Source organism: Lysobacter sp. F6437, assembly GCF_052547215.1.
This window is the reverse complement of the sequence record NZ_JBQWRB010000003.1, coordinates 58719-81265: the sequence shown is the minus strand read 5'-3', so window position 1 is coordinate 81265 and position 22547 is coordinate 58719. Positions and strand designations below refer to the sequence as shown.

Annotated in this window: 16 protein-coding genes; 9 read left to right on the top strand and 7 right to left on the bottom strand. The window is 68.8% G+C overall.

Annotated features, from left to right (window positions below; translation table 11 throughout):
* Positions 1-25: 25 nt before the first annotated feature.
* On the bottom strand, positions 26-2731 hold the full coding sequence (gene aceE / locus ACT9F5_RS10500) for a pyruvate dehydrogenase (acetyl-transferring), homodimeric type (RefSeq protein ID WP_445119900.1): 2706 nt from the start codon (positions 2729-2731) through the stop codon (positions 26-28).
* 313 nt (positions 2732-3044) lie between these two features.
* On the opposite strand from aceE, the gene ACT9F5_RS10495 reads away from it, so the two are divergent.
* On the top strand, positions 3045-3494 hold the full coding sequence (locus ACT9F5_RS10495; RefSeq protein ID WP_445119899.1) for an REP-associated tyrosine transposase: 450 nt from the start codon (positions 3045-3047) through the stop codon (positions 3492-3494).
* A gap of 154 nt (positions 3495-3648) precedes the next feature.
* Here ACT9F5_RS10495 and ACT9F5_RS10490 read toward each other — a convergent pair whose 3' ends face one another.
* The 3 genes from ACT9F5_RS10490 to rsgA form a co-directional block, all read right to left on the bottom strand.
* Positions 3649-5931 carry a phosphate acyltransferase gene (locus tag ACT9F5_RS10490; protein WP_445119898.1) on the bottom strand — a complete coding sequence of 761 codons (2283 nt, stop codon included), beginning with the start codon at positions 5929-5931 and terminating at the stop codon, positions 3649-3651.
* A gap of 78 nt (positions 5932-6009) precedes the next feature.
* Positions 6010-7269 carry a tyrosine/phenylalanine carboxypeptidase domain-containing protein gene (locus ACT9F5_RS10485; protein WP_445119897.1) on the bottom strand — a complete coding sequence of 420 codons (1260 nt, stop codon included), beginning with the start codon at positions 7267-7269 and terminating at the stop codon, positions 6010-6012.
* Positions 7269-8432, bottom strand: coding sequence for a ribosome small subunit-dependent GTPase A (gene rsgA / locus ACT9F5_RS10480; protein WP_445120105.1), 1164 nt, complete (start codon positions 8430-8432; stop codon positions 7269-7271). Before rsgA ends, ACT9F5_RS10485 begins: the two co-directional genes overlap by 1 nt.
* A gap of 180 nt (positions 8433-8612) precedes the next feature.
* Here rsgA and ACT9F5_RS10475 point away from each other — a divergent pair, with 180 nt between their 5' ends.
* Genes ACT9F5_RS10475 through ACT9F5_RS10465 form a run of 3 tightly spaced genes read left to right on the top strand, consistent with a single transcriptional unit; the run spans position 8613 to position 11254 of the window.
* Positions 8613-9863, top strand: coding sequence for an aminotransferase class I/II-fold pyridoxal phosphate-dependent enzyme (locus ACT9F5_RS10475; protein ID WP_445119896.1), 1251 nt, complete (start codon positions 8613-8615; stop codon positions 9861-9863).
* A gap of 21 nt (positions 9864-9884) precedes the next feature.
* Positions 9885-10520, top strand: coding sequence for a GDSL-type esterase/lipase family protein (locus ACT9F5_RS10470; protein WP_445119895.1), 636 nt, complete (start codon positions 9885-9887; stop codon positions 10518-10520).
* A gap of 17 nt (positions 10521-10537) precedes the next feature.
* Positions 10538-11254: a methyltransferase domain-containing protein gene (locus ACT9F5_RS10465; RefSeq protein ID WP_445120104.1), complete on the top strand. Its 717-nt coding sequence runs from the start codon at positions 10538-10540 to the stop codon at positions 11252-11254.
* Positions 11255-11371: 117 nt separating this feature from the next.
* Here ACT9F5_RS10465 and ACT9F5_RS10460 read toward each other — a convergent pair whose 3' ends face one another.
* A complete protein-coding gene (locus tag ACT9F5_RS10460; RefSeq protein ID WP_445119894.1) occupies positions 11372-12178 on the bottom strand; it encodes a polysaccharide deacetylase family protein in 807 nt (268 codons plus the stop codon).
* Between the two features lie 141 nt (positions 12179-12319).
* Here ACT9F5_RS10460 and grxD point away from each other — a divergent pair, with 141 nt between their 5' ends.
* Positions 12320-13249, top strand: a complete 930-nt coding sequence (gene grxD, locus ACT9F5_RS10455) for a Grx4 family monothiol glutaredoxin (RefSeq protein WP_445119893.1) — start codon at positions 12320-12322, stop codon at positions 13247-13249.
* Positions 13250-13293: 44 nt separating this feature from the next.
* Here the strand turns inward: grxD and ACT9F5_RS10450 are convergent, their stop codons facing one another.
* Positions 13294-13836, bottom strand: a complete 543-nt coding sequence (locus ACT9F5_RS10450; protein ID WP_445119892.1) for a DUF924 family protein — start codon at positions 13834-13836, stop codon at positions 13294-13296.
* A gap of 83 nt (positions 13837-13919) precedes the next feature.
* Entirely contained in the window at positions 13920-14528 is a 609-nt protein-coding gene (locus tag ACT9F5_RS10445; RefSeq protein WP_445119891.1) for a lysozyme inhibitor LprI family protein, read from the bottom strand.
* A gap of 193 nt (positions 14529-14721) precedes the next feature.
* On the opposite strand from ACT9F5_RS10445, the gene ACT9F5_RS10440 reads away from it, so the two are divergent.
* The 4 genes from ACT9F5_RS10440 (at position 14722) to ACT9F5_RS10425 (ending at position 22547) form a co-directional block, all read left to right on the top strand.
* Positions 14722-16170, top strand: coding sequence for an amidohydrolase family protein (locus ACT9F5_RS10440; RefSeq protein WP_445119890.1), 1449 nt, complete (start codon positions 14722-14724; stop codon positions 16168-16170).
* A gap of 26 nt (positions 16171-16196) precedes the next feature.
* Entirely contained in the window at positions 16197-17495 is a 1299-nt protein-coding gene (locus ACT9F5_RS10435) for an amidohydrolase family protein (protein ID WP_445119889.1), read from the top strand.
* 399 nt (positions 17496-17894) lie between these two features.
* Entirely contained in the window at positions 17895-18839 is a 945-nt protein-coding gene (locus tag ACT9F5_RS10430; protein WP_445119888.1) for a DegV family protein, read from the top strand.
* 294 nt (positions 18840-19133) lie between these two features.
* Entirely contained in the window at positions 19134-22547 is a 3414-nt protein-coding gene (locus ACT9F5_RS10425; RefSeq protein ID WP_445119887.1) for an amidohydrolase family protein, read from the top strand.

Sequence of the window (22547 nt, the reverse complement as noted above, 5' to 3'; positions counted from 1 at the left end):
GGCCGATTTGAGTCCCGGCCCTCTATCAAACCCCAAGCGGATTCGGCTTCTCCACATCGATCTTGTACTGCTTGATCGCCCGAGCCACATCCTTCGCCGTCATCTTCCCTTCCGCCGCCAGCGCTGCGATCGCGGCATGGGCGACGTGGTACCGGTCCACCTCGAAGTGGCTGCGCAGGTTCGCCCGGGTGTCGCTGCGGCCGAAGCCGTCGGTGCCCAGCACGGTGTAGTGCATCGGCACGTAGGCGCGGACCTGCTCCGGGTAGGCGCGGATGTAGTCGGTCGAGACGATCGCCGGGCCCTGGCGGCCTTCCAGCAGGCTGGTGATGTACGGCTTGCGCGGGGCCTTCGACTCGGGGTTCATGCGGTTGTAGCGCTCGGCGTCGGCGCCGTCGCGGGCCAGCTCGTTGAAGCTCGGGCACGACCAGATGTCCGCGGTCACGCCGAAGTCCTTCTCCAGCAGTTCGGCGGCGGCGATCACCTCGCGCAGGATGGTGCCGCTGCCCATCAGTTGCACGCGCTGCTCGGTCTTCTTGGCCTTGCCGGCGTCCTTCAGCAGGTACATGCCCTTGATGATCCCCTCGGCGCTGCCCTCGGGCATGTCGGGGTGGCTGTAGTTCTCGTTCATCAGGGTCAGGTACCAGTACTCGTCGACCTGGTCCTCGAGCATGCGCTTCATGCCGTGCTGCAGCAGGGTGACGACCTCGTAGCTGAAGGTCGGGTCGTAGCTGCGCACGTTCGGGATCAGCCCGGCCTGCACCATGCTGTGGCCGTCCTCGTGCTGCAGGCCTTCGCCGTTGAGGGTGGTGCGGCCGGCGGTGGCGCCGAGCAGGAAGCCGCGCGCGCGCATGTCGGCGGCCTGCCAGGCGGAGTCGCCGATGCGCTGGAAGCCGAACATCGAGTAGTAGATGTAGAACGGGATCAGCTGCAGGTCGTTGGTGCTGTAGCTGGTGGCGCAGGCCATCCAGCTGGCGAACGCGCCGGCCTCGGTGATGCCCTCTTCCAGTACCTGGCCGGCGGCGTCCTCGCGGTAGTACATCAGCTGGTCGCGGTCGACCGGCTTGTACTTCTGGCCGTGCGGCGAGTAGATGCCGAGCTGGCGGAACATGCCTTCCATGCCGAAGGTGCGGGCTTCGTCGGCGACGATCGGCACGCAGCGCGGGCCCACCTGCTTGTCGCGCAGGGTGATGCTGAGCGCCTGCACGAACGCCATGGTGGTGCTGATCTCGCGCTCGCCGGTGGTCTTGAGCAGGCGCTCGTAGGCCTCGAGCTTGGGCGCGGTCAGCGACTCGGTGGACTTGCGCCGGCGCTGCGGCAGGAAGCCGTTGAGCGCGCTGCGGCGCGCCTTCATGTACTGCACTTCCTCGGAGTCTTCGCCGGGGTGGTAGAACGGGATCTTGCCGTCGGCCAGTTGCTCGTCGGTCACCGGCACGTTGAAGCGGTCGCGGAAGATCCGCACCGCCTCGTCATCCATCTTCTTGGTGCCGTGGGTCGGGTTGAGCGACTCGCCGGCATCGCCCATGCCGTAGCCCTTGACCGTCTTGGCCAGGATCACGGTCGGCATGCCCTTGGTCTTCACGGCCGCGTCGTAGGCGGCGTAGACCTTGTGCGGGTCGTGGCCGCCGCGGTTGAGGCGCCAGACGTCCTCGTCGGACATATTGGCGACCAGCTGCGCGGTCTCCGGGTACTTGCCGAAGAAGTTCTCGCGGGTGTACTTGCCGCCGAACGCCTTGCAGTTCTGGTACTCGCCGTCGACGGTTTCCATCATCAGCTGGCGCAGCTTGCCGGAGGTGTCGCGCGCCAGGAGCGGGTCCCAGTAGCTGCCCCAGATGGTCTTGATGACGTTCCAGCCGGCGCCACGGAAGTTGCCTTCCAGCTCCTGGATGATCTTGCCGTTGCCGCGCACCGGGCCGTCGAGACGCTGCAGGTTGCAGTTGATGACGAAGATCAGGTTGTCGAGGCCTTCGCGGCCGGCGACCGAGATGGCGCCGAGGCTTTCGGGCTCGTCGGTCTCGCCGTCGCCGAGGAAGCACCAGACCTTGCGGTCGGTCTTCGGCATCAGGCCGCGGCCTTCGAGGTACTTCCACTGCCGCGCCTGGTAGATCGCGGCGATCGGGCCCAGGCCCATCGACACGGTCGGGGTCTGCCAGTAGTCCGGCATCAGCCACGGGTGCGGGTAGCTGCTCAGCCCCTTGCCGCCGACTTCCATGCGGAAGCAGTCGAGCTGCTCCTCGCTGATGCGGCCTTCGAGGAACGAGCGCGCGTAGATGCCCGGCGAGCTGTGGCCCTGGATGTAGAGCAGGTCGCCCGGGTGGTCCTCGGACGGGGCGCGCCAGAAGTGGTTGAAGCCGACGTCATAGAGCGTGGCGCCGGACGCGAAGCTGGCGATGTGGCCGCCGAGGTCGCCGGGCTTGCGGTTGGCGCGCACGACCATCGCCATCGCGTTCCAGCGGATGATCGAGCGGATCTTCCACTCCATCGCGGCGTCGCCCGGGCTCTTGGCCTCCAGGTGCGGCGGGATGGTGTTGATGTACTCGGTGGTCGGCGCAAACGGCAGGTCGGCGCCGGCGCGGCGGCTGACTTCGACCATGTTCTCCAGCAGTGCGTGCGCGCGGTCGGTGCCGTCGCGCGCGATCACCGCCTGGATCGACTCGACCCACTCCTGGGTCTCTGTCGGGTCGGGATCGTCCTGCAGCAGGTGGGCAAACGGGCTTTCGTAGGTCGGAGTCATGCGCCTCGCGGCCCCGTGGCCGCGCCTCTTGAATGGGGGTGGGAGTCGTTCCTGCCATTCTATCAGCGGGGTGCGGGGCGGGCTTGTCGTGGCCGGGCCAGTTCCGGGCCATGCGGATGCGAATGTCCGGGCTTTTGCCCGATTGGGTTTGCTGCGTTGTAGGAGCGGCTTTAGCCGCGATCTGGAGTCGGTACGGGCGAACGATTCCAGATCGCGGCTAAAGCCGCTCCTACAACTGCGGGATGCGTGGTCGGACGGACGCGAGCGGGGTTTTCCGATTTTCGTCCGCGCCGGACATTGCCACGCTTGCTTGATGGGACACGCGCGACTCCGCCTTGGCCGCCATTCGTTGGACGGGCAGGTCTATCTGGTCACCTTCACCACGGCCGGGCGTCAGCCGCATTTCGCGGATGGGTCGGTCGCTACGTCCGCGTGCCGGCTGTTGACGGCGACGACGCAATGGCAGCGGTCACGCCTGCTGGCGTGGGTGTTGATGCCGGATCACTGGCACGGGCTGGTCGAACTGGGCGGGTTTGATTCACTGCCCGCGTGCGTCGGGCGGGTCAAGGGACGCAGCGCGCGGTTGTTGCGACAGGCGCACCCGGAAGTAGGTGCGGTGTGGGCGCCGGCGTACCACGACCGGGCGCTGCGGGCCGAAGAGCAACTGGTGGACGCGGCGCGGTACGTGGTGATGAACCCGGTGCGTGCGAGGTTGGTGCGGCGGGTGGGGGATTACCCGTATTGGGATGCGGTGTGGCTGTAACCGTTTCCCCGGACTTTTGTAGGAGCGGCTTTAGCCGCGATCTGAAAATCGTCCGCCCGCGCCGACTCCCGATCGCGGCTAAAGCCGCTCCTACAGGGGCCGACGGGCCGGCGTAGGCAAACGCGGCCAGCGGGAGCTTCAGCGGCGGCGTTCGTCACCCGCCGCGGGCGGTGCGGATCTGGGCGTCTACGGCGGCGATGGCGGTCAGGTTGACGATGCGGCGGGAGGTGCAGTCGGGGGTCAGGATGTGGGCGGGTTTGTCCAGGCCCATCAGGATCGGGCCGATCGCTACGCCGTCGGTGGCGACGCGGAACATGTTGTAGGTGATGTTGGCGGCGTCGAGGTTGGGCATCACGAACAGGTTGGCGCGGCCATTCAGACGCGTGTTCGGGAAGATTCGCCGGCGCAGGGCGTCGTTCCAGGCGGTGTCGGCCATCATCTCGCCGTCGACCTCCAGGCGCGGGGCGCGCTGGCGCAGGATCTGGTAGACCTTGCGCATCTTCGCCGCGCTCGGGTTGTCGTGGCTGCCGAAGTTGGAGTGCGACAGCAGTGCGACCTTGGGTTCGACGCCGAACAGCTTCAGCCTGTAGGTCGCCTGCAACGTCGCCTCGGCAATCTGCTCGGCGCTGGGGTCGAGTTGCACGTGGGTGTCGAGGAAGAACCACGCGCCCTGGTCGTTGATCACGCCGGTCATCGCGGCGGTGCCGGTGACGCCGCGGTCGAAGTCGAACACGCTGCGCAGGTAGCCGAGTTTCTTGTGGAAGCGGCCGACCACGCCGCAGATCATCGCGTCGGCTTCGCCGCGCTCGACCATCAGCGCGGCGATCAGGCTCGGGCGCGAGCGCAGCAGGCTCTTGGCGGCGTCGGCGGTGACACCGCGGCGCTCGGTCAGCGCATGGTACTGCTGCCAGTATTCGTGGAAGCGCGGGTCGTCGTTGATGTTGGTCAGCTCGAAGTCGACGCCCTGGCGCAGGCGCAGGCCGAGCTTCTCGATACGCGTATTGATGACTTCAGGGCGGCCGATCAGGATCGGGAACGCAAGGCCGTCGTCGACCACGGTCTGCACCGCGCTCAGTACCACGTTCTCCTCGCCCTCGGCGTAGACCACGCGTTTGCGGTCGGCGCGGGCGCGGTCGTAGACCGGCTTCATCATCAGGCCGGTGCGGTAGATGAACTGCGCGAGCGTCTCCTCGTACGCCTGCATGTCGGTGATCGGGCGGGTGGCCATGCCCGAATCCATCGCGGCGCGCGCGACGGCGGGGGCCAGCACCACCAGCAGGCGCGGGTCGAACGGGCGCGGGATCAGGTAGTCGGGGCCGAACGTCGGCACATCGCCGCCGTAGGCCGCGGCCAGGTCGCCGGCCTCCATCCGCGCCAGCTGCGCGATCGCGTGCACGCAGGCGAGCTTCATCGCCTCGTTGATCTCGCGCGCGCCGACGTCGAGCGCGCCGCGGAAGATGTACGGGAAGCACAGCGCGTTGTTGACCTGATTCGGGTAGTCCGAGCGGCCGGTGGCGATGACGCAGTCGGGGCGGACCTTCTTGGCGTCCTCCGGCAGGATCTCCGGGTACGGGTTGGCCAGCGCCAAAATGATCGGCTTGTCGGCCATCGTGGCGACCATTTCCGGCTTGAGTATGCCGCCGGCGGACAGGCCCAGGAAGATGTCGGCGCCAGCGACAATCTCGGCCAGCTCGCGCTTGTCGGTATCGGAGGCGTAGCGGGCCTTGTCGGGGTCGAGGTTGGGCCGGCCGGCGTAGATCACGCCCTCGCGGTCGAATGCGGTGATGTTCTCCTTCTTCGCGCCCATCGCCACCAGCATGTCGAGGCAGGCGATGCCCGCCGCGCCGGCGCCGGTGGTGGCGATGCGAACACTGCCGATGTCCTTGCCGACCACTTCCAGCGCGTTGTACACGGCCGCGCCGACGATGATCGCGGTGCCGTGCTGGTCGTCGTGGAACACCGGGATGTTCATCCGCTCGCGCAGCTTGCGCTCGACGATGAAGCACTCCGGCGCCTTGATATCTTCCAGGTTGATGCCGCCGAAGGTTGGTTCCATCGCCGCGATGATGTCGACCAGCTTGTCGGGGTCGCGCTCGTCCAGCTCGATGTCGAACACGTCGATGCCGGCGAACTTCTGGAACAGCACGCCCTTGCCTTCCATTACGGGTTTACCGGCCAGCGGGCCGATGTCGCCCAGGCCGAGCACCGCGGTGCCGTTGGTGATCACCGCCACCAGGTTGCCGCGCGCGGTGTAGTCGCGGGCGCTGTTGGGGTCTTCGACGATGGCCTCGCAGGCGTAGGCCACGCCCGGCGAGTACGCCAGGGCGAGGTCGCGCTGGGTCACCATCGCCTTGGTCGGGGTGACCTTGATCTTCCCGGGCGGGCTGAGGCGGTGGTAATCGAGGGCGGCTTGCTTGAAATCGTCGGTGTTGGACATCTTCGGCGCACGGCGGGGAGGACAGGTGATTCTAGCCAGACCGGCCGCCGCGCGCCGTCCGGAAGCTGGCCGCAGTGCTCAGATGTCGTGGAAACCGTGCGCGTCGATCGCGTCCAGCCGGATCTGGTTGGCGAACAGCGAGAACGCCAGCATCCCCGCCAGGCCGTTGGCGCGGGCGATCCAGCGCGGCATCCAGCGCGGCGGCAGCAGCACGCCGGACTCGAACAGCGGCGCGAACCGCTGCACGTCGACCAGGGTCATCTTGCCGGCGAACAACCAGCGGCACAGGCGCAACTGGCGCTGGCGCATGGCCCAGCGGAAGAAGGTGTGCACCCCGACCAGCCCGCGCAGGTACACGGCGTCCTTGGTGAAGGCCGCGCCGCCGGTGGTCGGAACGCCGCGGAACACGCGCTGGGCCGAGGCGAAGCCCTCCTCGGGGCTCTGGCCTGAATCGAGGAAATAGCGGAACACCTCGATGAAGTCGGCGCCCTCCAGCGCCATCGCGACCGCCTCGATGCGCAGGCTGAGCCGCTTCATCCGGCTGATATCGATGCTGCCGGTGATCTGCTCGGCGAACGTCGCCAGCCCTTCTTGGGTTGCGGTGGCGCGCGGCGAGGACAGTGCCAGGCTGCCGAGTACCGGTTGCTCGCGGCCGTTGAGCGCGCTCAGCGAGTGGACGAAGGCTTCGTGCTGCAGCAGCTGGTCGCGGTCGTAGTCACTGAACGAGGCGGTGGTGCGCAGGCGGATGCGGGTGGCGCCGGCGGCGGCCTTGGCGATCAGGTCGGGGTCGAGCACGACGTCGATCACGCGTTCGTTGAAATAGTCGTCGAGGTCGCGCTGGAGCTGCAGCTGCAATGCCGTGGCGGAGATGGCGACCTGCTCGGCCGGCGAGACCAGCTCGCGGTCGTACTCGTCGGCGATCGCGAGGAAATGCCGGGCGGCGACGCGCGCGTCGGGGCCGTTGCCGGGCAGCGGATCGAACGGGCTGCCGTAGAGCTGGATCGACAGGTCCGTGACGGCGTCGGTACCAAGCGCCTCGCACAACTGGGCGGCGGTGGCCCAGCTGCGGGTGGAGTCGATCAGGTACTGGCCGAGCGGATGCCCGGGGTCGGCGGCGCGGGCGATTTCATCGAGTTCGGCGCGGGCGTCGCTGAAATCGTGGCGCGGGTACTCGATCCGCGGCAACCGGGCGACGCCGCGGGCGTAGTCGGCGACGAAATCGATCTCGTGACCGGCCGGCCAGCTGGCCAGGCTCAACAGCTTGATGTCGCGTGCGACGACGACCATGCGCGCGTCGAGTGCGGCGTGATGGGCGACGTCGGGCGCGAGGCCGGTCATCAGCGCCGGGTTTTGCGGCCGGTGGGGCGCGCGTTGGGGATGTCGCCGGCCGGTTTCGCGGCGGGTCGGCCGGGCGCCCGCGTCGATGTGTTTTCGGCTTGGCGCTGGGCCAGTCGGTCGGCGGCGCCGGCGACTTCGCTGCCGAGCTTGTGGTAGCTGGCGTAGCGTTGCGGGTCGAGCTTGCCGGCCTCGATCGCCGCACGCACCGCGCAGCCGGGTTCCTTCGCATGCTGGCAGTCGCGGAAGCGGCACTGCGCGGCCAGTTCCTCGATGTCGGCGAAACTTTCGGCGACGGTTTCCTCACCGGTCGGCTTGAGTTCGCGCATGCCGGGGGTGTCGATCAGGCAGGCGCCGGAGGGCAGCGGGATCAACGCGCGGTGGGTGGTGGTGTGGCGGCCGCGGTCGTCGCTTTCGCGCACCGCGCCGGTCTTCATGCGCTCGATCCCGAGCAGCGTGTTGGTCAGGGTCGATTTTCCGGCGCCGGAGCTGCCGACCAGCACCGCGGTGCTGCCAGGCCTCAGCCACGGGTTGAGCGCGGCGACGCTGTCGGGGTCGCGCGCATTGACCGCACGCACGGCGATGTCCTGCGCGGCCAGTTCGACCAGCGCGGCGAGCGAGCCGGGGACGTCGGTCGCGTGGTCGGCCTTGGTCAGCACCACCACCGGTTCGGCACCGCTGCCGTGGACCAGCAGCAGGTAGCGCTCGATCCGGCGCGGGTTGAAGTCGGCGTCGAGCCCGCAGACCACGAACACGGTGTCGACGTTGGCGGCGATCAACTGCTGCTTGTAGTGCTCACCGGCGGCGCCGCGCTTGATCGCGCTGTGGCGCGGCAGCAGCGCGACGATCTGGTCCTTGCCGGCGGCGTGCTCGGTCGAAGGCGCGATCAGCACCCAGTCGCCGACGCCGGCCCGCTGCTCGGCCGGGGTCGCGCCTTTTTTGTAGCTGGGTGCGCGTTGCCATTCGGGTGGCGACTCGACCGGGAAACTGTTGCCGGGGCCGTCGGCCACCACGTAGCCGCTGCGGTGCTGCTCGACCACCCGCGCCGGGCGGGCTTGCGGATGGCCGGCGATGGCCTCGCGCCAGGCGGCGATTGCGGGCCGGCCGTCGGCGTCGAGCGGCCATCCGATCGCCTGCAGGGCGAGGTCCGGGGTCACGGTAGGCAGGGAATCGGGGGCATGGCTGGATTCTACATAGCCAGGACCGCACACCTTTCGTAGGAGCGGCTTCAGCCGCGATCGGGAGTCGGCGCGGGCCAACGGTTTCCCGATCGCGGCTGAAGCCGATCCTACAGGGGCGTGTGGATCGGATAGGCTTGGCTTTACCCCTTCCTTTGTCGTGCTCCGATGCCGCCTGCCAGCCTGAAAACCCGCGCCCGCCTGTCCGAAGTGCGTTACGAGATCCGCGGTGAACTGGCCCGCCGCGCACGTGAGCTGGAGACGCAAGGCCGGCAGCTGATCAAGCTCAACATCGGCAACCCGGGGGCGTTCGGCTTCCGCGCGCCGGAGCACCTGCAGCAGGCCATCGCCGGGCGCATATCCGACACCGATCCGTACACCCACCAGCAGGGCCTGCCGGCCGCGCGCGAGGCGATCGCGGCGTTCCACCAGCAGCGCGGCACGCCCAATGCCAGCGCTGAGCGGGTGTTCGTCGGCAACGGCGTCAGCGAGTTGATCGACCTGTCGCTGCGTGCACTGCTCAACCCCGGCGACGAGGTGCTGCTGCCCTCGCCCGACTATCCGCTGTGGTCGGCGTCGACCATCCTCAACGACGGCCGCCCGGTGTATTACCGCTGCGCCCCCGAGAACGGTTTCCTGCCCGATCCCGAAGAGATCGAGGCGCTGGTCAGTCCGCGCACGCGCGCGATCGTGCTGATCAACCCGAACAACCCGACCGGCGCGACCTACCCGCGCGAATTGCTGGAACGCATCGTCGCGATCGCCGCGCGGCACGGCCTGCTGCTGATGGCCGACGAGATCTACGACTCGATCCTGTACGACGGCGCGAGTTTCCAGCCACTCGCACCACTCGCCGGCGAGGTGCCGTGCCTGTCGTTCGGCGGGCTGTCGAAGGTGCACCGCGCCTGCGGCTGGCGCGTGGGCTGGGCGGTGCTGTCGGGCGACCCGCTGGCCAGCGGCGAGTTCCACCATGCGATGGACCTGCTCGGCGCGCTGCGGCTGTGCGCCAACGTGCCGGGGCAGTTCGCGATCGAAGCCGCGTTGCACGGCGAGGACACCATCGCGCCGTTGTGCGCGCCGGGCGGGCGGCTGTACGAGGCGCGTCGCGCGGTGGTCGAGAGCGTCGCCGCCAGCGAGCACCTGCAACTGGTCGAACCGGCCGGCGCGCTGTACGCGTTTCCGGCGGTGACCGGCGCCGCCTCGCAAGGGTTCGACGATCACGCCTTCGCGCTGGAACTGCTCGAATCCGAGGACGTGCTGGTGGTGCCGGGCTCGAGCTTCAACGTGCCCTACCGCAACCATTTCCGGGTCACGCTGCTGCCGCAGCCCGACGACCTGCGCGAAGTATTCGCGCGGATCGAACGAGTGCTCGCACGCCGCGCCGATGCCGCCACCCGCGACCGCACCGCCGCGGCCTGACCGCAGTCCCACGGAGCTTCCATGGCCACCGACCCCACCGCCCTGACCTATCTCGCGCTTGGCGACAGCTACACCATCGGCGAGGGCGTCGCGTCCGGCGAGCGCTGGCCGGTGCGCCTGACCCTCGCGCTGCGCGAGGAAGGCGTGCCACTGGAGTTCCCGCGCACGCTGGCGACCACCGGCTGGACCACCGATGAGCTGTCGACCGCGATGGACGCCGCGCAGCCGCCGCTGGGTCGCTATGACTTCGTGTCGCTGCTGATCGGGGTCAACAACCAGTACCGCGGCCGCAGCGTCGGCGACTATCGCGGCGAGTTCCACGAGTTGCTGAGGCGCGCGATCCGCTTGGCCGGCGACCGCAGCGACCGGGTGCTGGTGTTGTCGATCCCGGACTGGGGCGTCACGCCATTCGCAGCCACGCAAGGTCGCGACGCGGCGCAGGTCGCGGCCGAGCTGGACGCCTACAACGCCGCGGCCGCCGAACTGTGCGCGCAGCATGGGGTGGCGTTTGTCGACATCACCGACACCAGCCGCGCACGCGGTGCGGAGCAATCGATGCTGGTCGACGATGGCCTGCACCCGTCGGCTGCGATGTACGCGCTCTGGGCCGGGCACGCGCTGCCGGTTGCACGCGGGTTGCTCGGCCGGCGGGAATGAGCGTCGCAACCCGGCCGATGGCGCGCGACCAGGCCCGCGCGATCGCCGCCGCCTTCGCCCCGGCGCACCTGCTCGGCAGCCGCTGGGACTACTACTACAGCCGCAGCAAACTCGGCAGCGACCCGTTGTATCCCGGCGTCTGCGATGCGCTGCGCGACAGCACCGCGCCGCTGCTCGACATCGGCTGCGGGCTCGGCCTGCTCGCCCACGCGCTGCGCGCCGACGGCATCGGCCTGCGTTACCGCGGGATCGACAACGATGCCGGCAAGATCGAGCGCGCGCGTGCCGCGGCGCAGCGGCAGGGACTGGTCGACGTCAACTTCGAACGGGTCGACCTCGCGGCGGCCGGATTTTCGCTCGACGCGCTCGGCCACCGCGGCAGCGTCGCGATCCTCGACGTGCTGCAGTTCATCCCGCCCGACGCGCAGGACCGCACGCTCGACGCCGCGATCGCGATGCTGGAACCCGGCGCCCGGCTGGTAATCCGCACCGGCCTCGACGACGGCGGCCGGCGTGCGCGCGTGACCCGCGCGGTCGACGTGTTCTCGCGAGTGCTGGGCTGGATGAATGCCGGGCCGAGCCGCTACCCCTGTGCCGACGCACTGCGCGCGAAGTTCGAGGCGGCCGGGCTGGATTCGGAGTTCATGCCGCTGTACGGCAACACCCCGTTCAACAACTGGCGCGTGGTGGCGACAAAGCGTGCTTCCGCAGGAGCGGCTTCAGCCGCGACGTGAATTCGGCGCACGAACCACCATCCGATCGCGGCTGAAGCCGCTCCTACCAGGCATGCCGGGCATGCGGGCCACACAAGCGCCGACGCGGCGCCCCCCCCCCCCCCCGAAGCGCGCAACCTATCCGCACTGTTGCCGTGGCACTTCCTCAAACATTTCCGGCAAGACCGTCCGGTAGCCCAGTTCGTCCAGCCGCCGCAGCAGCAGCGCGATCGTCTCGACGTTGCGACCGTGGCGCGCGCCTTCATGCAGCAACACGATCGCACCCGGCCCAAGGTCGCGCTCGATCCGCGCCACCACCGCCTCCGGTTCCGCCGCCACCGCATCGAAACCACGCGCGCTCCATGCCACCCGCGCCAGCCCGTGCTCGCGCAGCGGTGCCGACACGAACGGATTGGCCATCCCGACCACCGCGCGAAACCAGCGCGGCGCGACCCCACCGATCCCGGTCAGCGTCGCCTGCGCCTGCGCCACTTGCCTGCGCATCCCGCCTGGGCCCAGCGCCCAGAACCACGCCTGCGGGTGCGACTGGCTGTGGTTGCCGATGCCGTGCCCGCGCCGCACGATCTCGCGCAGCGTCGCCGGGCGGGCCTGCGCACGCTCGCCGACCACGAAGAAAGTCGCCGTCGCACCGTGGGTGTCGAGCAGGTCGAGGATCGTGTTGGTGTCGTCGGAGGGACCATCGTCGATCGTCAGCCAGACCACCCGTTCCCGGGTCGGCAGCCGCACCAGCACCGGACTGAACATCGCCGAATCGGCCTTCATCACGCCCCACAGGAACACCATGTGGCTGGCCAGCATCAACGGCAGCCCGACCGCCCAGCCCAGTTGCCACCACGCCAGCGCGACCAGCGACTGGGACAACAGCAACGCCACCCACCAGGCATGTGGACGGCGCGGGACGCGATGGAGGGCGGTGGCGGGCATGGCCGGCATCATGCCATCGGGCCGTGCCGTATCGCCGGCGCGGGTTGCTTGCCACGCGCCGTCAAGTCAGCTGGGGTAAACCGGTGCAACCGCCGTCGGCGGTACACTGGCCGGCCCACATACGTTGCCCGGAAAACCGCCATGTCGCTCGACCCCGCCCTGCACTCGCGCATCCAGTCCCTGCTCGACGACAACAAGGTCGTGCTGTTCATGAAGGGCGAGCCGGGCGCGCCGCAGTGCGGCTTCTCGGCCAAGGCGGTCGGCGCGCTGGCGTCGACCGGCGTCGCCTACCGGCACGTCGACGTGCTGTCCGACCCGGAGATCCGCGAGGGCATCAAGCAGTACGGCGAGTGGCCGACGATCCCGCAGCTGTACATCGGCGGCGAGCTGGTCGGCGGCAGCGACATCATCGAGCAGATGGCCAACTCCGGCGAGCTGCATGCCGTGCTCGGCGTGCCCGCGCCCGACCGCACCCCGCCGCAGATCAGCATCACCCCGGCCGCCGCGCAGATGCTGCGCGAGGCGGTGTCCAATGCCGGCGACGGCTACGCGTTGCAGATCGAGGTGGACCCGCGCTTCAACGCCAAGCTGCAACTGGCGCCGGTCGACCCGGCCGCGATCGCGACCGAGGCCGAGGGCCTGCGCGCTCAGTTCGACCTCGCCAGCGCCCAGCGCGCGCGCGGGTTGTCGATCGACTGGGTCGACGACGAGCGTGGCCGCGGACTGGTCATCGAGAACCCCAACGCGCCGCCGAAGGTGACCCCGATCAGCGCGGTGGAAGCGGCCGAGCGGGTCGCCGCCGGCAGCCTGACCCTGGTTGACGTGCGCCCGGCCGAAGAGCGCGAAGTCGCGTCGGTCAACGTCCCGTTCTCGATCATGGAAGGCGAAGCACTGGCGCACCTGGAGGCGTTGCCGAAGGACACCGAGCTGGCGTTCCTGTGCCACCACGGCCGCCGCAGCGCGCAGGCCGCCGAACATTTCCGCGGACTTGGCTTCACCCGGCTGCACAACGTCGAGGGCGGCATCGAGGCGTGGAGCGAGACCGCCGACAGCCACGTGCCGCGGTATTGACGCGCGGCCGAGAGCCCCTACATTTTCCTGCCGTTCGCGTCGACTCAGCCGCCGAATCCACCCTCATCCAGGAAGGCCTGCTCGGCGGGGCTGGTGGCGCGGCCGAGCAGGTGGTTGCGGTGCGGGAAGCGGCCGAAGCGCTCGATGATGCCGTGGTGGTGCACGGCCCACTTGTCGGCGCCGGGTTGGTCCATCGACTGGTACAGCTCCAGCGCGCGCTGCTGGTCCAGCATCGCTTCGGAATGGATGAACGGCAGGTAGAAGAACGTGCGCAGGTCCGGGTCGACCTGCCGGTCAAAGCCGTGCCCGACTGCGCGCTCGGCCAGATTTCGCGCCAGCGGGTCGGTGGCATAGGCGTGCGCGCTGCCGCGGAACACGTTGCGCGGGATCTGGTCGAGCAGCAGCACCAGCGCCAACGCGCTTTCGGCCCACTCGGCCCAGTCGTGCAGCTCGCCACGCGCGGCGGCCAGGTGCAGGTCGAGGCAGGCGTCGCGGCATTGCGCATCGAACGCCACGCCCCCGCCGAACCATTTGGATGGCCCCGCCTCGCGCCAGAAACCGACGACTTCGCTTGCCCTCGCATCCATCGCAATACCTCCGTCTGAGTCGAACCGCAGCCTAGCAAGCCGGCGCGGAAGTCCGTGTAGGCGGACGACGTCCGCGTTGCGGCTCAACGGTCCGCTTCGGCCTCATCGCCGTCATCCCAGTCATCATCGCCCAACTGTGTTTCCAGCTCGGTGATCCATGCCGCGGTGATGCTTTCCAGCGTGACCGCGTGGATCAATGGCTGGATCGCCCCGCCCGCCGCGCCACCCGAATACGACTCGGCGATGAAACGCGCATAGCGCTCGCGGTATACCCGCCAGCCCAGGTGCACCGCCTCGAACGCGTCCAGCCCATGGCCATCGAGTTGCGCGCGCAGGCGGGCGACCAGGCCGTCGAGCCGCGCGTCGACCTGCCGGAACGAGGTGATCGCGCGCTCGTTCATCGCGTCCTCGTCGAACGCGGTTTCGTCACCGGAACGCGCGACCTCGGCGACCTCGTTGACGTAGCGGTCGGCGATGCGCACGGCGGCCTCGGCCTTGCCGATCAGCCGGCTCTCGAACCGGCGCAGTTCGTCGAGGCTGGTGTTGGCGCCTTCCAGTCCCTGCTTCAGCGCGAGCAGCTTCTGGTTGCGGTCGATCGCCTCGACCGTGGGGCGCCGCTCGACCCGGCGCTGGACGAAGTAGAACGCCCAGGTCAGTACGGCGCCGGCGAGCAGGTAGGCGAATTGTTCCATCGGTGAATTCCTCCAGGCCGACAGTGTGCCGCGATGGCATCGCAGCCGTTGCGATTTGCCCAATCGGCCGGTTGCCGGGCGATCCATGGGTTCCGTGGCGCCGGTCACCCGGCCGTGACGTTCGTCAGGGTTGGCACCGCCCCGGCGCACGGCTACGGTCCGATGGTTGTCCACGCCAATGAACGGGGAATCGATGCACCGACCACAGCTTGCCGCGCTCGCGGCCGCGCTTGCCTTCTCGCTGGGCGGCGGTGCCGTCCACGCCACGCCGGACAAGGGCGCGTCACCGTTCACCAACGATCCGTATCCGAGCACCTACCAGCGCATCGCCGCGCCGCCGGTGCTGATCGACAACGCGACCGTGCTGACCGGCACCGGCGCGCGGCTCGACAACGCCGACGTGCTGATGGCCGACGGCCGTATCGTCGCGGTCGGGCCGTCGCTGGAACTGCCGGCCGGGGCGACCCGGGTCGACGGCAGCGGCAAGTGGGTGACGCCCGGCATCATCGATGTGCACTCGCACCTCGGCGTCTATCCCAGCCCCGGCGCACGCGCGCACAGCGACGGCAACGAGGCGACCGCGCCGGTGACCGCCAACGTCTGGGCCGAGCATTCGGTCTGGCCGCAGGACCCGGGCTTCAACGCCGCGCGCGCCGGCGGCGTGACCTCGCTGCAGATCCTGCCCGGTTCGGCCAACCTGGTCGGCGGCCGCGGCGTGACCCTGAAAAACGTGCCGGCGGTGAGTTACCAGGCGATGAAGTTCCCCGGCGCGCCGTGGGGCCTGAAGATGGCCTGCGGCGAGAACCCCAAGCGGGTGTATGGCGAGAAGGGCGGGCCGTCGACCCGGATGGGCAACGTCGCTGGCTACCGCGCGGCCTTCATCGACGCGACCGAATACCTGAAGAAGAACGGCGGCGACACCAAGCCCGCGGAAAAGCGCAGCTGGTGGCAGTCCGACGAGCCCGACAGCGGCCAGGACAGCGGCGGCAAGCGCGACCTCAAGCTGGAGACGCTGGCCGGCGCGATCAACGGCGACATCCTGGTCCACATCCACTGCTACCGCGCCGACGAGATGGCGACGATGCTCGACCTGGCCGACGAGTTCGGTTTCAAGGTCGCCGCGTTCCACCACGCGGTCGAGGCCTACAAACTCGCCGACCGGCTGGCCGCCGAGGGGGTCTGCGGCGCACTCTGGGCCGACTGGTGGGGCTTCAAGATGGAGGCGTTCGACGGCATCCAGGAGAACATCGCGCTGGTCGACCGCCCGGCCGGCAGCTGCGCGATCGTGCACAGCGACTCGGAGGAAGGCATCCAGCGGCTCAACCAGGAGGCGACCAAGGTCATGGCGCACGCGAAGCTTGCCGGCATCGAGATCACGCCCGAGCACGCGATCCAGTGGCTGACCGCCAACCCGGCCAAGTCGATGGGCATCCTCGACCAGACCGGCACCCTGGAGGCCGGCAAGATGGCCGACGTGGTGGTCTGGAACGGCACGCCGTTCAGTGTCTATGCGCAGGCCGAGCAGGTGTATGTCGACGGTGCGCGCGTGTACGACCGCGACGACCCGTCACGGCAACCGGAGTCCGACTTCATGCTGGGCCAGTCGACCGGTGACGCGATCCAGGCTGGGGGTGTGCTGTGAGCGGCCGTAGCGTGGGGACGGCGGCGTTGAAGTCGTCGCTCGCGGTCGCGTTGCTGTCGTGCCTGGCGCTGACCGCGAACGCGCAGGACATGCTCGTACGCGACGCCACCGTGCATACCGGCGGCGCGCAGGGCACGCTGGAAAACACCGACGTGCTGGTGCGCAACGGTCGCATCGCGGCGATCGGCACCGGCCTCGCCGCACCGGCCGGCGTGCAGGTAGTCGAGGCCGGTGACCGGCCGTTGACCCCGACCCTGTTCGGCGGCATCACCGGGATCGGCATCGAGGAGGTCTCGGGCGAACGCTCGACCGTCGACAACACCCTCGCGCTCGGCGCGGAAACCCACCAGATGATGGTGCGCCCCGAATTCGACGTGACCCTGGCCTTCAACCCGGCCTCGGTGCTGATCCCGGTCAACCGGGTCGAGGGCATCGGCTGGACCCTGATCGGCGCCGGCAACGATGACGGCGGCTCAATCATCGGCGGCCAGGGCGCGGTGATGCGGCTCGACGGCAGCGTCGACCCGGCCGGCCCGGATGTGTTGTTCATCGATCTGGGCAGTGATGCCGCCGGCCTCAGCGGCCGCTCGCGCGCGGCGCAGTGGATGATCCTCGACCAGTTGATCGACGAGGCCAACGGCCGGATCGCACCCGACGCCAACGCCGCGCTGCTGACCCCGGCCGGCCGCGCGACGCTGAAGAAGTACATCGATGGCGGCGGCCGCGTGGTGGTCGAGGTCGACCGCGCCGCCGATATTCGCCAGCTGCTGCGCTGGTCGGACCGCCATGGCGTCGACATCGCGATTTCCGGCGGTGCCGAAGCCTGGAAACTCGCCCCGAAACTCGCGGCGGCCAAGGTCCCGGTGTTCGTCGATCCGCTGGCCAACCTGCCGTCGGGCTTCGACCAGATCGGCTCCAGCATGGAGAACGCCGCGCGTCTGCAGGCCGCCGGTGTCGCGGTCGGCTTCAGCCAGGGCGGCGATGCCAGCCACAACGCGCGCAAGGTTCGCCAGTTGGCCGGCAACGCGGTCGCCAACGGGCTTCCGTGGGACGACGGCCTGGCCGGGCTGACCTCGGTGCCGGCGCAGGCCTTCGGCGTCGCCGACGAACTGGGCAGCATTGCTGTTGGCAAGCGTGCCGACCTGGTGCTGTGGAGCGGCGACCCGCTGGAGGTCAGCGAAGTCGCGCTGCAAGTGTGGTTCGACGGCGAGCCGATCGAGATGCGTAGCCGCCAGACCGAACTGCGCGACCGCTACCTGCGCCCGCAGGTGCCACGCGCGAATGGCGGACTGCCAAGGGCCTATCCCGCGGGCGACAGTCGCTGAGGCACGGCGCCGTGACCCAACTCCACCGGGCCCGCCACGTGCGGGCCCGGTGCTTTCCGCTGCTTGTGGTTCCGCGCTCCTGGCTTTCGTAGGAGCGGCTTCAGCCGCGATCGTGGAACCGGTACGAGCAGCCGAGCATCCGATCGCGGCTGAAGCCGCTCCTACAAAAGCGCTGATCGATCGCTACCACATCACTCCAGTTTTGCCTGTTTGGGCTGATCCTCAGCGTCTGGCATTAACCGTATCGCCGGATTGCGACCACGGTCCGCTCGAGCCCTACCCATGGCGGTAGCTGCCCCGCCGGACACGTGATAGAGCCGATACCCACCAACCCCCGCGGCGGCGGTATGCTGTCGGCGTTTTGTGACGAACGTCGTCATTCTGACCCGGGGGTCAACGATGCGTATTGGTTTGGTGGTCGACTCGGCCTGCGATCTGCCGTTGGAGTACCTGCAGCAACACGGGGTGACGGTATTGCCGATCACCGTGCGCATCGGCGAGGCGGTGCTGGCCGACCACCGCAACGAGGAGGCCACGCTGGAGTTCCTCCACGCGCATGTCGCCGAGGGCGGCGCCGAAGCAGAGACCATGCCGTTCACCGTGCAGCAGATCCACCAGTTGTTCCTGGAGCGGCTGGTGATCGACTACGACTACGTGTTCTGCATGACCATCACCAGGTCGCGCAGCCCGATCTTCGACAACGCGCAGCAGGCCGGCTTCGCGATCCTCAACGACTACAAGCCCGTGCGCGCCGCAACCGGCAACAACACGCCATTCGCGCTGCGCGTGGTCGATACCCAGAACCTGTTCGCCGCGCAGGGCATCACCGCGGTCGAAGCGGTGCGCCTGCGCGACGCCGGCGAGGGCGCGCCGAAGATTCGTGCACGGCTGGAAAACCTCGCCCTGCACACCCACGGCTACCTGGTGCCACGCGACCTGTACTACCTGCGCGCACGTGCCCGGACCAAGGGCGATCGCAGCGTCAGCCTGCTCAGCGCCGCGCTCGGCAGCGCGCTCGACATCAAGCCGGTATTGCATTGCAACCGCGGCGAGACCGGGCCAGTCGCCAAGATCAAGGGCTTCGAGCCCGCCGTGGAGAAGGTGTTCGCCGGCACCATCAAGCGCATCCAGGCCGGCCTGATGACCCCGACGGTGTGCCTGAGCTATGGCGGCGAGCTCGACGAGATGCGCGCGCTGCCGGGTTACCAGGAACTACGCGCGGCCTGCGTCGACAACAACATCGAGCTGTTCGAAAGCGTGATGAGCCTGACCGGCATGGTCAACGTCGGCAAGGGCGCGGTGGTGGTCGGCTTCGCATCCGAGGGCGGCATCCGCTTCGACTAGCCTGATGGGCGGGTAAAGCGCGAAAGCTCGGGGCTTTTGTAGGAGCGGCTTCAGCCGCGATCTGGAACCGTTCACCCGCACCGACTCCAGGTCGCGGCTGAAGCCGCTCCTACGTGAAGCTCCGGCACAGGCGAAGCCCCGACACAGGAGCGGAAAGCCCGGAACGGTCGTGCGGTGGCAACCGATCATCTCCGGTCGCCACCATCGGCAAACCCGCCTTGGGACTTCCTGCCTACGCACTGGCGTGCCTGCACGGCTACGCTGCGGGATTCGTTTGCCACAAGTGCCCCGTCCATGACCCCTCGCCTGCTCGTCCTCGCGCTGTCCAGCGCGCTGTCCGCGTCCTTCGCCCTGCCCGCGCTTGCGCAGGACCCGGTGCAGTTGGAGCAGGACGCACTCGACCCGGTCGGCACCGACCCGGCGCAGGCCGCGCCCGACGTCGCCAAGGGCAAGACCGCGCGCGATGGCGAAGACGAAGCGGAAAAGGAGTGGGACGTCAGCGCCGCCCACGGTCCGACAAAGACCATTCGCTTCAGCACCGACGAAGGCACCTGGATGGACGTCGACGTCGCCCCCGATGGCAACGAGCTGGTGTTCTCGCTGCTCGGTGACCTGTACCGGCTGCCGATCAGCGGCGGCACCGCGCAACGCATCACCTCCGGGCCGGCCTGGGACGTGCAGCCGCGCTGGTCACCCGACGGTGCCGAGTTCGCGTTCACCTCCGACCGCGGTGGCGGCAACAACCTGTGGCGCATCGACACCGACGGCAGCGACCCGGTGCAGGTCACGCAGGAGGACTTCCGCCTGCTCAACAATCCGGCGTGGACCCCGGACGGCCGCTTCATCATCGGCCGCAAGCACTTCACCTCCGAGCGCTCGCTCGGCGCCGGCGAGTTGTGGATGTACCACGTCAGCGGCGGCAAGGAGGGCCTGCAGCTGACCGAGAAGAAGAACGAGCAGCAGGACCTTGGCGAACCGGCGGTGTCGCCCGACGGCCGCCATGTCTACTACTCCGAGGACGTCAGCGGCGGCGAGACGTTCCAGTACAACAAGAACCCGCACGACGTGATCTACGCGATCAAGCGGCTCGACCGCCAGACAGGCGAGACCGACACCCTGGTCGCGACCCCGGGCGGCGCGGTGCGGCCGCAGCCGTCGCCGGACGGCAAGTCGCTGGCGTTCGTCAAGCGCATCCGCGACAAGTCGGTGCTGCACGTGCTCGATCTCGCCAGCGGCGAGGTACGACCGGTGTGGGACGGCCTCAGCCACGACCAGCAGGAAGCCTGGGCGATCTTCGGGCCGTACACCGGTTTCGACTGGATGCCCGATTCGAAGTCGGTGGTGTTGTGGGCGCAGGGCAAGCTGTGGCGGATCACGATGCCGGGCGGCGAGGCAACGGAAATCCCGTTCACCGCGCAGGTCGAGCAGACCGTGACCGAGCCGCTGCGCTTCCAGAACGACATCGACGAAGGCAGCTTCGCGCCGAAGATGATCCGCGACGTCGCGACCTCGGCCGACGGCGACACGATGGTGTTCCACGCGCTCGGCACGCTGTGGCGCAAATCGCTGCCCGGCGGCGAACCGCGTCGCCTGACCAGCAACGAGGGCCTGTACGAATACGAGCCCAGCTTCAGCCCCAATGGCGACAAGCTGCTCTACACCACCTGGTCGGACGCGGCGATGGGCGCGATCTACGTGCGCAACGCCAATGGCTCGGGCAAGGGCACCCGCCTGACCGACGACAAGGGCTTCTACTACAACCCGCGGTTCTCGCCCGACGGCAATCGGATCGTGTATTCCAAGAGCGGCGGCAGCGGCCTGACCGGCAGCCTGTGGTCGGTCGACCAGGGCGTCTACGTGATGCCGGCGCGCGGTGGCACGCCGGTGCGGGTCGCCGACAAGGGCAGTGCGCCGCAGTTCAACGCCGACGGTTCGCGCGTGCTCTATCTGACCGGCGGCGGGCTGGAGAAGAAGCTGATGTCGGTCGGCCTGCACGGCGAAGACCCGCGCGAGGTGTTCAACCTCAAGTACGTCGATTCGGTGAAGGTCAGCCCCGACGGCAAGTGGGTCGCGTTCACCGAGTTGTTCAACGCCTACGTCGCGCCGATGGTGTCGACCGGCAAGGCGATCGAACTGAGCAAGGACTCCAAGGCGATCCCGGTGACCGCGGTCAGTGCCGATGTCGGCAGCTACCTGCACTGGGCGGCCGACAGCGAGTCGCTGCACTGGATGGTCGGCGACAAGTACCACTCGCGTTCGCTCGACGAGAGCTTCGCGTTCCTGACCGACGGCAACACCGGGATCGCAAAGCCTGTACACGGTGGCGGCATCGCGGTCGGCCTGACCGTGCCGGTCGACGCGCCCGACGAGCTGGTCGCGTTCACCAACGCGCGCATCATCACCATGCGCGATGCCGGGAATTCCGAGGAGGTCATCGACAACGGCACGATTGTCTTGCGCGGCGACGAGATCGTCGCGATCGGCGCCACCGGTTCGGTGCAGGTGCCGGCCGGCGCCAACGTCATCGACGCCACCGGCAAGACCATCGTGCCCGGCACCATCGACGTCCACGCCCACGCCGCGCACTTCGGCCAGGGTGTCGTCCCGCAGCAGAACTGGGCGTACTACACCAACCTCGCGTTCGGCATCACCACCATGCACGACCCCTCGGCGACCACCGAGTTCGTGTTCTCCGAGGCCGAGCTGCAGAAGGCCGGAAAAATGGTCGGCCCGCGGATCTTCTCGACCGGCACGATCCTGTACGGCGCCGACGGCGACTTCAAGGCGGTGGTCAACTCGCTCGACGACGCCCGCAGCCACCTGCGCCGGATGCAGGCCAACGGCGCGTTCTCGGTCAAGAGCTACAACCAGCCGCGCCGCGAGCAGCGCCAGCAGATCAACACCGCGGCAAGGGAGCTCGGCATGCTGGTGGTCGAGGAAGGCGGCTCCACCTTCCACCACAACATGACGATGATCCTCGACGGCGTCACCGGTATCGAGCACAACATCCCGGTCGCACCGCTGTACAAGGACGTGGTCGAGCTGTGGAGCCAGACCGACGTGCGCAACACGCCGACCCTGGTGGTCAGCTACGGAGGCCTGTCGGGCGAGTACTGGTGGTACGCGCGCGACAACGTCTGGGAGAACGACAAGCTCAACCGCTTCTTCCCGCGCGAGACCCTCGACGCGCGCAGCATCCGTCGCGAGACCGCACCGGACTGGGACTACTACCACGTCGAAGTCGCCAAGGCCGCCAAGGTCCTGCGCGATGCCGGCGTCGGCATCCAGATCGGCGGCCACGGCCAGTTGCAGGGGCTGAGCGCGAACTGGGAAATCTGGCTGCTGACCCAGGGCGGCTTCAGCAACTTCGAGGCGCTGCGCGCGGCGACGATCGATGGTGCCGACTACCTCGGCCTCGATGCCGAGATCGGCTCGCTGGAAGTCGGCAAGCAGGCCGACCTGGTGGTGCTGAACTCCAACCCGCTGGAGGACATCCGCGCCACCATCGACACCCGCTACGTGATGGTCGACGGCCGCCTGTTCGACGTCGACGCCGACATGGCCGAGATCGGCAACGACGCGACTCCGGAGCCGAACTTCTACTGGCAGCGCCACCGCGACGGCCAGACTTTCGGCACCGAGTTCGGCCCGACCGCGGTCTGCCATTGCCCGAAGGGTCACCACGGCGGCCACGTGCACCTCGACTGA